Source organism: Ureibacillus chungkukjangi (assembly GCF_003217295.1).
Taxonomy (GTDB): Bacteria; Bacillota; Bacilli; order Bacillales_A; family Planococcaceae; genus Ureibacillus; species Ureibacillus chungkukjangi.
In genome coordinates this window covers 34,641-49,148 of record NZ_QJTJ01000007.1, presented here as the reverse complement: position 1 = coordinate 49,148, position 14,508 = coordinate 34,641, and the positions used below count along the sequence as shown (strand labels likewise).

Annotated in this window: 23 protein-coding genes and 1 other RNA gene; 19 read left to right on the top strand and 5 right to left on the bottom strand. The window is 34.1% G+C overall.

What is annotated here, in order from left to right; genetic code table 11:
- The first annotated feature begins 8 nt into the window (after positions 1-8).
- The 4 genes from BJ095_RS07490 (at position 9) to BJ095_RS07475 (ending at position 2,763) form a co-directional block, all read left to right on the top strand.
- Positions 9-1,124 carry a conserved virulence factor C family protein gene (locus tag BJ095_RS07490; RefSeq protein ID WP_107934462.1) on the top strand — a complete coding sequence of 372 codons (1,116 nt, stop codon included), beginning with the start codon at positions 9-11 and terminating at the stop codon, positions 1,122-1,124.
- A gap of 132 nt (positions 1,125-1,256) precedes the next feature.
- Complete coding sequence (locus tag BJ095_RS07485; protein ID WP_107934464.1) at positions 1,257-1,460, top strand: spore coat protein; 204 nt, start codon at positions 1,257-1,259, stop codon at positions 1,458-1,460.
- A gap of 21 nt (positions 1,461-1,481) precedes the next feature.
- Positions 1,482-1,799 carry a spore coat protein gene (locus tag BJ095_RS07480; protein ID WP_235867604.1) on the top strand — a complete coding sequence of 106 codons (318 nt, stop codon included), beginning with the start codon at positions 1,482-1,484 and terminating at the stop codon, positions 1,797-1,799.
- Between the two features lie 139 nt (positions 1,800-1,938).
- Positions 1,939-2,763 carry an SAM-dependent methyltransferase gene (locus tag BJ095_RS07475; protein WP_107934465.1) on the top strand — a complete coding sequence of 275 codons (825 nt, stop codon included), beginning with the start codon at positions 1,939-1,941 and terminating at the stop codon, positions 2,761-2,763.
- 52 nt (positions 2,764-2,815) lie between these two features.
- On the opposite strand, the gene BJ095_RS07470 is transcribed toward BJ095_RS07475, so the two are convergent.
- The gene (locus tag BJ095_RS07470; RefSeq protein WP_107934467.1) at positions 2,816-3,688 is read right to left on the bottom strand and encodes a DMT family transporter; all 873 of its coding nucleotides are present in this window, start codon (positions 3,686-3,688) and stop codon (positions 2,816-2,818) included.
- A gap of 114 nt (positions 3,689-3,802) precedes the next feature.
- The gene (locus tag BJ095_RS07465) at positions 3,803-4,201 is read right to left on the bottom strand and encodes a glucosamine 6-phosphate synthetase (RefSeq protein WP_107934469.1); all 399 of its coding nucleotides are present in this window, start codon (positions 4,199-4,201) and stop codon (positions 3,803-3,805) included.
- Positions 4,202-4,324: 123 nt separating this feature from the next.
- On the opposite strand from BJ095_RS07465, the gene BJ095_RS07460 reads away from it, so the two are divergent.
- The 10 genes from BJ095_RS07460 to BJ095_RS07415 all read left to right on the top strand — a co-directional run bounded on the left by BJ095_RS07460 (position 4,325) and on the right by BJ095_RS07415 (position 10,507).
- Positions 4,325-4,780 (top strand): GNAT family N-acetyltransferase, encoded by a 456-nt coding sequence (locus BJ095_RS07460; RefSeq protein ID WP_107934471.1) that lies wholly within the window; start codon positions 4,325-4,327, stop codon positions 4,778-4,780.
- A 3-nt stretch (positions 4,781-4,783) separates the two neighbouring features.
- Positions 4,784-4,966 (top strand): hypothetical protein, encoded by a 183-nt coding sequence (locus BJ095_RS07455; RefSeq protein WP_107934473.1) that lies wholly within the window; start codon positions 4,784-4,786, stop codon positions 4,964-4,966.
- A 101-nt stretch (positions 4,967-5,067) separates the two neighbouring features.
- A non-coding RNA gene (ssrS, locus tag BJ095_RS07450) (6S RNA) lies at positions 5,068-5,258 on the top strand.
- Positions 5,259-5,571: 313 nt separating this feature from the next.
- Positions 5,572-6,876 (top strand): diguanylate cyclase, encoded by a 1,305-nt coding sequence (locus BJ095_RS07445; protein ID WP_107934475.1) that lies wholly within the window; start codon positions 5,572-5,574, stop codon positions 6,874-6,876.
- 123 nt (positions 6,877-6,999) lie between these two features.
- Positions 7,000-7,677 (top strand): GNAT family N-acetyltransferase, encoded by a 678-nt coding sequence (locus tag BJ095_RS07440; protein ID WP_107934477.1) that lies wholly within the window; start codon positions 7,000-7,002, stop codon positions 7,675-7,677.
- A 26-nt stretch (positions 7,678-7,703) separates the two neighbouring features.
- Positions 7,704-8,177 carry an 8-oxo-dGTP diphosphatase gene (locus BJ095_RS07435; RefSeq protein ID WP_107934478.1) on the top strand — a complete coding sequence of 158 codons (474 nt, stop codon included), beginning with the start codon at positions 7,704-7,706 and terminating at the stop codon, positions 8,175-8,177.
- Between the two features lie 140 nt (positions 8,178-8,317).
- Positions 8,318-8,740, top strand: a complete 423-nt coding sequence (locus BJ095_RS07430; protein ID WP_107934479.1) for a DMT family transporter — start codon at positions 8,318-8,320, stop codon at positions 8,738-8,740.
- Positions 8,741-8,753: 13 nt separating this feature from the next.
- Positions 8,754-9,419, top strand: coding sequence for a Crp/Fnr family transcriptional regulator (locus BJ095_RS07425; RefSeq protein WP_181417989.1), 666 nt, complete (start codon positions 8,754-8,756; stop codon positions 9,417-9,419).
- Complete coding sequence (locus BJ095_RS07420) at positions 9,416-9,874, top strand: DMT family transporter (RefSeq protein ID WP_107934481.1); 459 nt, start codon at positions 9,416-9,418, stop codon at positions 9,872-9,874. Before BJ095_RS07425 ends, BJ095_RS07420 begins: the two co-directional genes overlap by 4 nt.
- A 60-nt stretch (positions 9,875-9,934) precedes the next feature.
- The gene (locus BJ095_RS07415; protein WP_181417988.1) at positions 9,935-10,507 is read left to right on the top strand and encodes a tetratricopeptide repeat protein; all 573 of its coding nucleotides are present in this window, start codon (positions 9,935-9,937) and stop codon (positions 10,505-10,507) included.
- A 22-nt stretch (positions 10,508-10,529) separates the two neighbouring features.
- Here the strand turns inward: BJ095_RS07415 and BJ095_RS07410 are convergent, their stop codons facing one another.
- Positions 10,530-10,874 (bottom strand): hypothetical protein, encoded by a 345-nt coding sequence (locus BJ095_RS07410; RefSeq protein ID WP_107934483.1) that lies wholly within the window; start codon positions 10,872-10,874, stop codon positions 10,530-10,532.
- A gap of 147 nt (positions 10,875-11,021) precedes the next feature.
- Positions 11,022-11,462 carry a hypothetical protein gene (locus tag BJ095_RS07405; RefSeq protein WP_107934484.1) on the bottom strand — a complete coding sequence of 147 codons (441 nt, stop codon included), beginning with the start codon at positions 11,460-11,462 and terminating at the stop codon, positions 11,022-11,024.
- 189 nt (positions 11,463-11,651) lie between these two features.
- Here BJ095_RS07405 and BJ095_RS07400 point away from each other — a divergent pair, with 189 nt between their 5' ends.
- From BJ095_RS07400 to BJ095_RS07390, 3 genes are all read left to right on the top strand, one after another.
- Positions 11,652-12,086, top strand: coding sequence for a hypothetical protein (locus BJ095_RS07400; RefSeq protein ID WP_107934485.1), 435 nt, complete (start codon positions 11,652-11,654; stop codon positions 12,084-12,086).
- 76 nt (positions 12,087-12,162) lie between these two features.
- Positions 12,163-12,579 carry a DUF5412 domain-containing protein gene (locus tag BJ095_RS07395; protein WP_107934486.1) on the top strand — a complete coding sequence of 139 codons (417 nt, stop codon included), beginning with the start codon at positions 12,163-12,165 and terminating at the stop codon, positions 12,577-12,579.
- A gap of 52 nt (positions 12,580-12,631) precedes the next feature.
- Entirely contained in the window at positions 12,632-13,261 is a 630-nt protein-coding gene (locus BJ095_RS07390; RefSeq protein ID WP_107934530.1) for a zinc dependent phospholipase C family protein, read from the top strand.
- A gap of 71 nt (positions 13,262-13,332) precedes the next feature.
- On the opposite strand, the gene BJ095_RS07385 is transcribed toward BJ095_RS07390, so the two are convergent.
- Positions 13,333-13,671, bottom strand: coding sequence for an NIPSNAP family protein (locus BJ095_RS07385; protein WP_107934487.1), 339 nt, complete (start codon positions 13,669-13,671; stop codon positions 13,333-13,335).
- A 100-nt stretch (positions 13,672-13,771) separates the two neighbouring features.
- On the opposite strand from BJ095_RS07385, the gene BJ095_RS18990 reads away from it, so the two are divergent.
- Both BJ095_RS18990 and BJ095_RS07380 read left to right on the top strand, forming a co-directional pair.
- The gene (locus tag BJ095_RS18990; RefSeq protein WP_181417987.1) at positions 13,772-13,927 is read left to right on the top strand and encodes a hypothetical protein; all 156 of its coding nucleotides are present in this window, start codon (positions 13,772-13,774) and stop codon (positions 13,925-13,927) included.
- Between the two features lie 103 nt (positions 13,928-14,030).
- Positions 14,031-14,465, top strand: coding sequence for an NUDIX domain-containing protein (locus tag BJ095_RS07380; protein ID WP_107934488.1), 435 nt, complete (start codon positions 14,031-14,033; stop codon positions 14,463-14,465).
- Positions 14,466-14,508 lie beyond the last annotated feature (43 nt).

The following is a 14,508-nucleotide window of genomic DNA, read 5'->3' as shown; positions in this document are numbered from 1 at the left end:
GAGATACTATGAAAATTGTAACAATCGAGCCAACACCAAGTCCGAATTCGATGAAAATTGTGGTAGACGAGGAGCTTCCATTTGGAAAGGCCTTTAACTTCACAAAGGAAAAAACAGAGGGTGCCTCTGAGCAAATCAAAGCTATCCTAGAAATCGAAGGAGTTAAAGGAGTTTACCATGTAGCTGACTTTTTAGCAGTTGAACGAAATGCCAAGTTTCAGTGGGAGCCAATCTTAGCGAGTGTACGAGTAGCATTAGGCGAAAAAGGTGAAGCTGCTAGCCAAGAAGACGTACAAGCTGACGATCATTTTGGAGAAGTGTTTGTTCATGTACAAATGTTTAGAGGTCTGCCTCTTCAGGTAAAAGTATTTGATTCAGCGATTGAGCATCGTGTTTCAGCAGGGGAGCGTTTCGTACAAGCCTTTCAATCAATCGAAGTCGACAAATTCGATGATAATTACCTTCTTGAACGTAAGTGGGTAGATTTCGGTGTTCGATATGGTGAAAAAGAAGATATCGCTAATGAGATTATTGAAGAACTCAATGCGACATATCCAGAACAACGCGTCGCTCAAATTGTAGAAGGTGCCAGTAAGAAAAACACAGTTACACTAGAAAGAGAAAAAGTAACGTTAGAGCAATACTTAGCCGCAGAGGATTGGCAAAAACGCTATCAATTATTAGACCAGCTACCAGATCCAGAGGTAGACGATCTGCCATTATTTGAAAAAGCATTAGAAGACGATCAAATGTCTATTCGTCGTTTAGCAACAGTATACCTAGGCATGATTGACGATGTAGCGGTTGTTCCATATTTAGCTCGTGCATTAAAGGACAAAAGCTCCGCGGTTCGCCGTACAGCAGGAGATTGCATGAGTGACTTAGGATTAGTTGAATTTGAACCATATATGATTGAAGCCCTAAAGGATAAAAATAAGCTTGTTCGCTGGCGTGCGGCAATGTATCTATTTGAAACAGGGACAGAAAGCTGTCTACCAGCATTACACGATGCTGAAGATGACAAAGAATTTGAAGTAAAGCTCCAAGTTAAAATGGCCATCGCCCGTATCGAACAAGGCGAAGAAGCAAAAGGCTCAGTTTGGAAGCAAATGACGGAGAGATAATATGTAGGTGTAGCAGACGAAGAAAAGGAGACTTTTCTTTGTCTGTTTTTTTGTGTGGATACTACTAAATCTATGATTGAAAATAGTTTTACAGGGTAATTGTAGTACATAATCGAACTAGGAGGTAATGAAATGGCAACTGAGAAACTTGCACTACACGAGCAATTAGAGGCACATGAAGTTTTAATTTTTAAAACTGCCTGTGTAACAAAAAGTAAATTATTTGTGGATATGGTTCAAGATGAGGAGCTTAAAGACATTATCCAGGAAGACCTAGAACTATCAACAAAGGCGGTTAAAGAATTAAGAAAAGTACTTGCTGATGCAAGTGCCTAAAAAGAATGGAGGAAATATAAAATGGCAGCAAAAAAATCAGATGAAACCAATAACGAACAGCTTGAAATGCCAATGATTGATGACCTAGCAATTGCAACTGATTTACTTGTATCGGCTAAAGCAGGAGTAAGAAATCTTTCTGTAGCTATTACAGAAACAGCAACTCCTTCATTAAAAAAGCTGTTGCGCCGTGAATTGGATATTGCAATTGATACGCATGATAAGATTGCTCAATATATGATTAAAAACGAAATGTACCATGCATATGATTTAGATGAACAAATGAAGCATGATTTAGAAAAAGCAGATTTTGTTTTAGATTCAGTAAAGAATAATTAAAAAATTTCTATTTTAAATCTTAAGTTTAAAGCCTAATTTCTCTTTTTCAAGTGAGAAATTAGGCTTTTCTTAAGTAAAGGGAAATACCTCTTTTAAGTAGAATACAAAGTAAGAGACTTAAATACTCTGGAGGTGGACTATGGCAATTGTTGCATTAAGTAGTAATACAAATAACTTTTTATCTAAATATAAGCTCTTTGAAACAGATGAGGTACAGCAGGTTCAATTACAACACCGTTTAGAATTAGTAGAAGCCTTTGGGATTATAAAAGGTATGAGAGTTCTAGAAATTGGCTGTGGACAGGGGGATACTTCCGTAGCATTAGCTGACGCAGTAGGGAATGAAGGGAAAGTTGTCGCCATAGATATTGCAAGCAGAGACTATGGGGCACCTTGGACATTAGGAGAAGCGACAGATACAATTAAGAAGTCTGCATTGGGAGAACGGATAACATTCCATTTTGAAACGGATTTAGAAACCTTTGAATCAAGTGAAATATTTGATGTAGCTGTGCTATCTCATTGTTCCTGGTATTTTAAAAGACCAGAAGATTTACTAGCTTATTTTCACAAGCTACGTAAAATAGCAAAAAACATTCGCCTTGCTGAGTGGGATCTTGATTTTATTTATCTATCACAGCGTCCTCATTTTTTTGCAGCCTCCATTCTGGCCTTGCACGCAAATTTTGTACAAAATGATGGCAATATACAAAATCTGTTTCATAAAAAGCAAATTCAAAAGTTACTTGAAAAGGCAGGTTTTCAAAGTATAAAAGAAGGTAATGTAGATGCAACTTATTTACAGGATGGACTGTGGGAGAAGAACTATGCCAATAGTATTCGTAGTGATTTTATTAGTGCACCGCCTATGATACAGACCCTTGTTACAAGCTTCTATGAGCAGATGAATGTAACAAGTGAAGAAGATTTGTCATTAAACAGTTTTGTTTTAAGTGGTATGTAAATTACATGTGAAAACAAAGTCCTTCATAAATCAAAGGACTTTGTCGCTAAATCTATATCTGAGCCTTTTCTTTCCTTGGTTTTATGGTATATAAAATACCACCAAAGATTAACAAAATACCTAATGCTTGAAGCACTGTTGGATTAAATGACAGAATAATTATATCCAGTAAAATCGCAACAACAGGATCGACAAATGTTAGTACAGATACTAAAAATGTAGGTAAACTTCGAACACTATCAAAGAATAAATAGTAGACAAAACCTGTATGTATCAAGCCTGTGCCAATAATGTAAATCCAATTAGATGTTGTTAAACCGTTAAACACAGCAAAATCGCAAAATGGTAACAGCATCACGATCCCAATAGCAGTTTGAATAAAGGTCATAGAATAGGGTGATAGATTTTGTATAGTTTTACTCGTAATCATTGTTAATGCATAGCAAAGAGCTGAAAGTAATGCCCAAATAAACCCTGAATTCAATAGCTGATCAACAGATTGGAAGCTATCAATTCCTACAATAAGAATACTTCCGATGAAACATACAATTGTAGCTAGAATTCCTTGAAGCGTCATTTTTTCTTTTAAGAATAAAGTTCCTAAGATTAACACAAAAATCGGTGCTAAATTATAAATGGATATTGTTATCGAGATGGACATTTCCTCGAACGCTTTAAATAAGAATACCCAATTCAGTACAAGAAAAATGCCGCAAAGACAGGTTCGGAGCACCTCGCGTCTACTCCAAGCTTCGGTTTTGTGTCCACCAGTAAAATACCACATTCCACTTAAAAATATAGTTGCAAAAATACAGCGTACAAATACAAGTTCAACAGCAGGAATCCCTGTATGAATTGTAAAAAAGCCAATAGATCCAAAAATCGCCATTGCGATAGACATCTTCGCAACAGAAGCAACATTCATAAAATTTCCTACTTTCACATGTTTATCTTATTAAAATATATCAAATTTTTACCCGAATTTTAAGAGAATAAAAAAGTTACCTCAAAAGCTTTATGCCTTTAAGGTAACGACCATTTACTTAGAAACTATTAATTTTAAAACTTCATCACGCTGATCTTCAGTTTGCTGTTTACCATCTAGAAGTAAAACTCCGGTTTCAAATCCTTTTTGGTCATCTTCAACGACAAATTGCAAATTCACATCATTCACTTGACTATCAATGTCACATTTTCCTTTAAACTCAACGACATTATGATTCTTTTGAGTTTTAAAATACACCCATTTATTATCGGTACAGGTAGTGGCTAACGCGCTATCAAATGATGCACCAGATTCCTGAATTGGCGATTCCTTTATATATGTAATGTACTCATTATCTGTAATTTCCTCCTGTGGGCCATAAAAATACCAAAAAATTGCTATAATAGCTATTGGGACAATCCACAGAATAGTGCGTTTGGATACGTTTTGCATAGTAGCTCTCTCCCTTACCTTTGTAAAAGTATTATATCAATCTATGTATTGTTTTTCTACAAAAGGTTGATAATTTCTTTCTTAAGTAATAATTTCAATCTCATTTAAAGAAGGGAATAACTAATGGAATATAATATTTTTGATTCAATACCAGATACCAATATATTAAATGAAATATTAAACCTACATGTTGCGATTTTCGGAGATTCAGATGATTTGATTACTAAAATGTCGAGTAAATCAAAGCTATTAATCATAACTGCTCGGGATGGGGAAAGGGTAGTGGGCTACAAAATGGGCTATGAGATTACTAATGATAAGTTTTATAGCTGGTTAGGTGGAGTGAATCTCCTATATAGAAATCAAGGTATAGCCGCTAGTTTAATGGAAATGCAGCATCGATATTTAAAAAACAGTGGTTATAACATTGTCCAGACAAAAACGATGAATAAATGGAGAGGTATGTTGATTCTAAATATTAAGAATGGCTTTGACATTATTGAGACGTATACTGATGAAAATGGTTTGCATAAAATTGTTTTAGAAAAAAACTTACAAACCTTTATGGAAGAGGAGTAGATTATGAAGGCTCGTTTCTTGATAAATATACTAACTGCGATATTATTAATGCTTTTTGTTTTTATGAACTATTTAGAAATATGGACTGCTAACTTAGTTGTTCAAGCAATTTTCTTTATAGCAATGGTTTCGGCAATCTTTAATGTGGGAATTGAATACGGGAAAAGAGCTCAAAGGAATAAATAAAACTATTAGCAAATAAAACCTCTCTTTCTATAAAGTTTAACTTGAAAAAATTATTCTAATATACTTACTTGTGCAGGCGAAAAGTTTATCTTAATATAATATTAAAGCTGCGTTGTACGTAGAATATTAAGTTTTAACCTTTAAGCTGTAAAAGGGAGTTTTAGATCGAAGATGGCATGGCGAGCATCACACTGCGGTGAATGATGATACACAGAAAATCTTTTGCAAACACCCACTTTGAGGAGTGGTGGTTAAAAACTTTCTATAATAATTACGGCAGGGCGGCTACTCTTACATAAGATTTAAGTAATCACAATAACTCTATCAAAGCGTAAACAATCTCATAAAGATTTTGTTTACGCTTTTTTGTACACGGATTCTAAGAAAGAATCGTTAAAAAGAAGTATTCCTATCCTCTATAGGTAGACTGGCTAATTGTGTTATTGAGTTTTATATATTTTTATATTTTTTTGAATAGTCGCCTATTATTCTTGAAGTATCAGTCTCTAAATACTATTCTCGGGTATTTTTTATTATTGCTTACTAAAACTTGATAAGATAAAATTTAGTAGGTGTTTTTATAGTAATTAAGGGTGATAAATCATATGAAGAATACACATCATACTCTTGGACAAAGACTATTGTTTAGGACAGGTTTAACGGCAATATTGTTTATAATTTTGATACTTCTTTCTTTGGTTTATTTAGTAAAAGAGGTCGATAAGCATGGAGCGAGACAAAAGGAACTAATTGAGATTGACGAAAATTTAACTGCTCTTTATATCGCTGTAATTGATCAAGAAACTGGTCAAAGGGGATATAACTTAACAGGGAATATTGAGTTTTTACAACCATTTTATAATGGGATAATAGTATTTAAAACTAAAAAAGCAGATTTGCAGAAGCAAATAAATAAGTATCCAAGCTTTAACTTATATGTATTAGATACAATTAAAAATGGCGAAATCTGGACAAATCAATTTGGGATTCCACATGTGCAGTCAAGTAAGGTGAATGAACACCTTACTGAACAGGAACTAAAAATCGGAAAAACAGCTTTTGATTCTTTTCGATTATCCTATACAGCTGCACATAATCACGTTGAAACAGAAAGTAAACATATACAAGAGGTCTTTATACATAAAGTGATTGTTTTCATCATTGGCAGTTCCTTACTTACTATTTTAACCATTGGTGTTTTGTGGAGTACTCTATTTAAGAAATTCAACTCTATTACACGTCCAATCGTAGAGCTAAGTGAATGTGTTAAAGATTATTCCAATAATATTTTTATAAAAGAACCACCAAAGTATATTAAGAACGATGAAATTGCTGATCTAATCTCGAATGTCAATTCAATGAGAATGCAATTAGAAGTAAATCGTATGTATATGGATAATTTGGCCAACAAAGATGGTTTGACTGGTCTTTATAATCGGCGTTACTTTAACCAAAAGTTTGAGGAAGAGTGGAAGCGCCAGTTAAATGCTAGAAACAACATAAATCTTATCATTTTCGATATTGATTATTTTAAAAGATATAATGATTTGTATGGCCATGTTTTAGGTGACGAATGCTTGATTTTAATATCGAAAACGGTATTAGACTTGTTTGAAAATCCTGCAGAACTTCCAGCACGATATGGAGGAGAAGAATTTGTCATTATCACATTAGAGCAAGATATTGCTAAAGTAATTGCCAAAGCTGAAGTATTACGTAGAGCAGTAGAAAATTTGAACATCGATCATAGCGGGTCAGAAATCTCTGATTTTGTGACGATTAGTATTGGGGTTTCTTCTGTTATACCTAATAATAATATGGAACCTAAATGCTTTATCGACCAGGCTGATAAAGCATTATACAATTCAAAGGTTAATGGGAAAAATAAAGTGAGTAGTATTCAGCTATAAAAAGATTGCGAGCGTTGTCCTTACAAAGAGGATGACGCTTTTTTCGTGCTAAGAAATTTTAAGCAGGGGACGGGACGTGTCACCACGAATAATAAGTTTATTGATACTTTCGGAGGTTTGAAAATGCTAACTGATGACATAGTGATGGATATTCATGCCAAGGTGCTTTTTCAGCATGATATTGAAAATCGTATAACTAGGATAAATGAACCGCCATTTGATTTAGCGCCTAAAGTTTTTATCGGGGCAACTAGGTTGAGAAATATAGTAAGATTTTCCAGTTTACTTGATGAGAACATTGTTGAAAGGCTAGAAAAAGTGTTTGAGGAAAATGCAGGGACTGATTTAGCAGAAGTTATTAAGATTTTAAATGAAGTTGGACAAGTTAATGATTTCTGGATGGGACCTGCATTTGTTTTTCCAGACATCAAAGAAAGCAATTCTTCAAATATCATTCAAGTGAAACACGAAAACAAAGCGCTGTTGAAGCCTTACTTCCCATATACGTTTGAGGATTTTGAATATAAGAAGCCTTGCTTTGTCGTTATGAAAGACAACAAACCGATTTCAATTTGCTGTAGCGCAAGACAAACAGAAGAGGCTGCTGAAGCAAGTGTCTTTACAAATGAAAATTACCGAGGAAAAGGATATGGAATTGAAGTGACGAATGCATGGGCAGCTGAGGTTCAAAGACAAGGAAGAGTCGCTTTATATAGTACATCTTGGGACAATTTTGCCTCTCAAGCTTTAGCTAGAAAATTAGATTTGATTCAATTTGGCACTGACATTCATATGGGCTAAAATTGCTAATTACACAGGAGGAAGTCATGAATAATTCGATAAATTATAAGCTTTGGACAGTTTGTATGATTCAAAAGGAAGGTAAGGTGTTGCTTTTAGATAGGCAGCATGATGATTTCAAGGGGTTTATTCCACCTGGAGGTAAAGTTGAATTTCCTGAAAGCATTGTGGAAAGTGCTATTCGTGAGGTGAAGGAGGAAACCGGGCTAAAGGTTAGAAATCTCGTATATAAAGGACTATATGAATATGTAAATCCCGATTCTATGGCTAGATATATGATTTTCAATTACATAACAAAGGATTTTGAGGGAGAGCTTCTTGAAAATCCACCAGAAGGTAAATTAGTTTGGGTAAATCTAGAGGATGCGCTCAATTTGCCGATGCAGGAATCGATACGTAGAAGATTTCCTCTTTTCTTTGAAGAAGGTACATTTGAAATACAAGTAGAATGGAACAACAAGGAGAATAGGGTGGAAAGAGTTACAGTAAGGAATACATAAGATTAACATTCTAAGAGCTTATTCCAGGAATTTTGGGATAGGCTTTTATCTTTTTCTGAAAACGAGACATATGTCCTTTTATAATTGAATGGCAAATGGTGTAATAAGAGTATACTTACATCGAGAAGAGGATTTTAAGCATGGGAATAATTTTGGCTATACTTTCAGGATTTTTTATAGCACTCCAAAATGTAACTAACGCAACTATCGGTTCAGAGCTCAGCACTTGGACAACAGCTATGATAACACAGGCAGCTGGGGCAACAGGTGCATTTATCATTTACTTATTTTCCAAGAAAAATCAAACTTTAGGGTTAAATAAAGTAAAGCCATTATACTTGTTTGGTGGTTCATTTGGAGCAATCGTAGTTGCTTCAAGTGTCATAGCCGTTTCATATGTCGGAGCAACAATATCAAATGCATTAATATTATTGGCCCAATTAGGAATCGTAATTATGATTGAAGCTTACGGATTATTCGATCTTAAAAAACAAAAAATTGCTGGTAAACAATGGGTAGGTCTAGCATTAATGATGCTTGGTGCAATTTTCATCAGCTTATAGGAGTGACGACTACTTGCAAAATTACATACAAAAGTTTTCGTTGGATCGTGTTCTAAATGATGAGTTAATCAGCTCATTGGCACTTAATCGCTATAGCAAGGGGAATATTATCATTCAGCAGGGTGAAGAGCCGGAATACGTATTCTTTTTAGTAAAAGGGAAAATCAAAACCTATAAAACCTCTGACGAAGGAAAAAGGCTGATTTTATCCTTTAAAGAGAAATTTGATATTTTAGGTGATATTGAATTTGTTCAGCAGGCTCCATATATCAACACAGTAGAGGCGATGACGGATGTACTAATACTCACTATACCGGTGCACATTGCACAAAGCGTTGGCATGAATCATTTACCATTTGTTCAATTTGTATTGGAAAGAATCACAGAGAAGCTGTATGTGAACTCCAATGCCTTAGCTTTTAATCTAATGTATCCAGTGGAAGTGCGTTTGTGCAGTTATCTTCTATCGGTAGCCTTAAATGATAGAACCGTTTCCAATAAGGAGCTAAAGGATGCAGCAGATTTAATAGGGACTAGTAAGCGCCATATGAATCGGGTACTTGTGGACTTGGTTAATGAAAACATTATTGAACGGCGAAAGGATTCAATTCTAATCATCCAGCACGACCGACTTATTGAACTAGCGAAACATAACATATACGAGGAGAGAATACGTTGATTATAGGTATACTTTTAGCATTGGTAGCAGGGGCGTTTGTCGGTTTGCAAAATATTTTTAATCGGCATTTAAATGAACATGTAAGCTCATGGTTCGCTACAACATTTGTTTTATTAACAGGTAGCGTTGCTGCTTTGATAATCGGATTACTACTTCAGGGAACAAAGATTTTTGACGTAAGTGGCATGAAACCGAGCTACTGGTTTTTTGGATTAGTAGGAGTCGGTGTCATTTACACGATGATTCAGGCAATGAGACGACTTGGCCCAACGAAAACGGTTTTAATAAGTATCATTGCACAGCTAGCCTTTTCGCTATTATTTGACGTCACAGGATTTTTAACATTACCTCAAGTCGATCTGAAATGGCAGGACATTGTGGGTGTATTGCTAATCATCTCAGGTGTATTAATCTTTAACCTAAAAAAGAAAGTTCCATTAGTACGAGTGAAGTAATAAATGCAGGAGAGTGTTTATCTATTAGATAGATGCTCTTTTTTTGATGGAGGGGTAAGGTTGAATTTTGCTGATTTCAAGAAATCTCTTTCAAAGATAAATGAACTTATCTATTTTGATAGAGAGCATTTTCTGCGAGAAAAGACTTCTAATTCTTCAAAGCTAAAACAGTACATTCAAAGTGCTGAAGGATTACTAAAATCTACTAATATCTTAGAGGAAAAGTATTTTATCATGGGAACATTAGGTAATCTTTATAGAATCCTTGGGGAAACTCAGAAAGCAATCAATATACTAGAGAGGTGTTTAAAGATTGCATCTACAGAACTGAATTTTAAACGAGAAATCGTATGCAAAATCCGTTTAGGTGAAGCGTTAAAGTATAATAATAATCATCTAAAAGCATTGGAATTTTTCGACGGAGCATTAGAGTTGAGTCTAGCTCACGATTCCTTATATTTAGACTATGTGCTACAACATAAAGGGAAATGTTTATTGGAACTTAATAAAGTGATTGAAGCTGAAAAATGTTTTAAAGAGGCTTTGAAATTGAGAGAATATAAAGGTAATGAAGAACTTATTAAGTCGACTCAACTTGCCTTAGATTTTATAAAAAATTTAAAAGAAAAGTAATATATTTTAAATTTCCTCCACGCTACTCTACTGCATTAATTAATGCAATCACTTCACCCGTATCCCTACTTATAAAATAAACTAAAGCAGGTGTGTTTAAAATGTCGGGATGCTCATCTGTATCTATTGATACTTTCCAAATTTTTATGTCTTTATTATATTTACTTGAATATACGTACGCCTTATAAGTTTCCTGTTCAAATTCTGTCCATAGGGTAGCAGAATCATATCCTGAGGATTTAGCTTCAGCCAATGCAATTTCTTCAGCTTCTTCTTTTGAAATTCTTTCATAGTTCGGCCAAACATTTATTCCAATTGACACAATCGCCATAATTATTATTAATATAGTTGTTTGATATTTCTTCATAATTCACCTGCTTTATTATTCAATGCTAAAAGAGCCTCATATCACCAATAGCCCATTAGACAATATTTCTCCATTGCCAAGTACTCCAAGCTCTTGTTGCAATTCTATCGGGAGAATACAAGTGATTCTATCTAAGCTATCCTTACTTCAGCTTTCAAATACGGTTTTCTTTTTAAAGATAGGAGCCAGTAAAACATAGAATCCGAAAAGTATTAGAATCGCTATTTGGCTTAAAAACTGTTGCATTAAATTTCCTAATGGAGCATTGAAAAACATTGAAACTAAAAAACTTGCTATAATCAGAACGAACAAAATTGCAACAATTCCACCAATGAACAGTTTAATATTTCCCCTTTGTTGATAAACCACAAATAAAATCCCGCAAATTAAACAACTCGCTATACAAAACTCTAGAAAACTCGTCACTAGATTTAGTCGTTCTAGCTTAAAATAGATAGCCTGAGGCAATTCGCCTACAGTTAAAAAAGGTACACGTATATTATTTTTAATTACTTCGATACCAATATAGGACACATTTAGAAATGCGAGAACAATAATGATAATTCTAAGGTTAATATTGCTTGCCATCACATAACCCCTTCCAGTTTTTTGCACAATACAAGAATAACCTATTTCTGGTTGAATTGTTAGATTTTACGCAACATTTAAACATTTATAGCGTTGGATATTATATAATTGAATTGTAAAATATTAACTTTAAAAATGTAGTTGGAAAGAACTCGAGTGCATTGTTTATGGGTTAAGGAGCGAAAAGTAATGAAAAAAATGATGATTCTTATTCTAGCTATTATTCTCTCTGGTTGTAATAAGCTTACGCCGGCTAATACATATGAACAGCCACAGGGCAAAGTAGTGATGAATGATAATGAATATCCAATGCTGGTTAGTGAGTTTGAATGGGTGGAAGAGGATTTTGAAATTAGAAAATTGGACTCACCGGATATTAATGAATTAGCAGAAGAGTTCGATACGATTGAGGTTGATAAAGAGGATAGTTTGACAATTGAAATTGATCAAAACCCTTCATCTATCATTGTTGACCAATGGGATGAAGAAGGGGAATTTGAGGCAATCGAAATGACAGGAAATGAAATTCCTATCCCTGCCGAAGCGGGGACATATATTTATGAGGTCACTGCTGGGTGGGCTGAAGGGAAGCTTACTTATATTTTTGATATAACGATTAAATAAATAGATTCGAATCTGTTTGATAAATTATATATATGTAATACCGAGCGGCCGCAAATATGACAATATTTTTTAGAGGATGAGTGAGTTGACAATAAGCGAGATAGCTCTTGTGAATAAGAAAAAGCGAGTTTATAAAAAAATACTTCTAGGATTTCTAATTGTTTTCTTACTATTTATCTCTTTAATAGGCTATGCAATTTACTGGGCGTTCTATGATATGGATCGATTAGCAACAGGGGAATTTCTGACTGGAGAAACCTCTCCCGATGGTAAATATACAGTAAAGGCATACGTGACAAACGGTGGTGCTACAGTAGCTTATGCTGTCCGCGGAGAGCTTGTATTTAATGAAAAAGAGCATAAATCCAAAAATATCTATTGGAATTACCGCGAGGATACAGCTCATATCAATTGGATCTCTAATAACGAAGTCGAGATTAATGGCCATAAGTTGAAAGTACCGAACGAAAAGTTTGATTTTAGGCATGAGTAGTTTCTGGTCTTAAAAATCGAGTGAAAAGTATATGGAGAAGGATGGTGAAAATATGGGTTCAAGAATCATGCACTTAATCATTGGAAATAAGATTGCTGAACAATTAGCGATAAACGGCGATTACAAAAAAGCATTTCTACTGGGTAGCATTGCACCGGATGCTGTGTCAAATAAAGATTTGTCACATTGCTTTAATGGAGAAGTAAAGGATTATACAAGATTTGTGGATTTTGAAGGATTCCTGCGTAAGTATTATTTGCATAATGAAAACTATTATATTTTAGGCTACTATACTCATTTAATAGCCGATGACATATGGCTGAAAGGATTCTTTTTGCCATGGCTGAGAAACAGAATGGAAGCTGATAAAGAAATATTCACACAATATCATAACGATTTTCGATTATTGAATGGTAAATTACTTGACTATTACGATTTTACAGATGAATTAAAATCAGGCTTAAATGAGTTTCCTGCCATTATTGACATAGTAGAGGTCAAATCGAACGAAATTAAGCATTTCATTCCTTATATATTCAGTGACATGGATTATAACGAGGAAATGATTAATGAGCCCTTAAATGTTTTTGCCTTGCAGCAGATAGTTGGCTATATTGAGACTTCGGTCGATAAGGGCTTAATGCATTTGAATTTACTAAAAGGTGAAGGAGCAAAATTGTAGGTAAAACAAGATAAGATACTCTCTTTGAAATTAGATTACTAAAAATAGAGAGTATCTTATATAAATTGAAATTATTTAATAGTAGACATAAGAACTTCATTTTTAACTTCAAGTATGAAATTGCTAAGTACATAATCTCTACCACCATTGCTTTCATACCAGTCTTTAACCATTTGGACATGAGCTATATCATTTCTTATTTTGTGCTCAATTTGCTCATAATCTTCGTAACTGTCATATTCCCAAATAGCAAAAATTTCAACAGTATTGTTTTTGTTGTCTTTCATCCATCTACCTACTAGTCGCGAGCCATGATTTAACTGATTAGGTAGATTTGTATTGTTAAAATGATCGTTAAATATTTCAACAAATTCACTCTTAACAATATAAAACTTTCTTCGATAAAACATTTTGAAAACATCCTTTCTAATGTCATTAAATATATGTTACATAGATTTCCATTAAGAATCTAATGAAAATTTTATTTAAGTTAAAGGAGACAAAATAAATATGCTTAACAATATAGTTAATGAAGTTAATCTAGTAAGAGCTGAATTATCTGATATAGAACTTTTAACAGATATACAAAAACGAGCTTTTGATGATCACGCTAAAAAATGGGGCGGCTGGACATCTGATTCACTAAGTAATGGACCTGGTGACTAATAATAATTGTAATATCAAGGGTTTGAAAATTAATGGGGTTCTAATTGAAGAGTTGCTTCGTTTAAATAAGAGTGAATAATTTAAATTATTTGGGGGAGTTCATTTGAAACGTATAGATGTTGTATCAGCTTTAATCTACGATGTTCAAGGAAATATTTTGTTGGTAAAAAATCGAAAAGGGGATTCATTTTATTGGGGACTTCCAGGAGGCGCAGTTGAAAGCGGAGAGACGTTAGAGGAGGCTGTCGTTCGAGAGGTAAGTGAGGAAACTGGTTTTACTATAGAGGTTGCTGGTTTAAGTTCATTAAGAGAGGTGTTTTTTGATAAAAAAAATCACCATGCTTTAATCGTCACTTTCTTTGCCAAAATCATTGGAGGAGAAATAAATATTAATGACCCTGATGGTGAGATTGAAGAAGTGAAGTGGGTTGATATTGAAACTGCTAGAGAACTCATGGCACATTTATTTGACATGCTAAGAATCAATCCAGAAACTCACAAAATACCTGCATTTTATGAATTTGAAGGTACTCAATAAACCTATAATTGTTCTGAACTATTTTGGAGGTTTGCTAGAGATA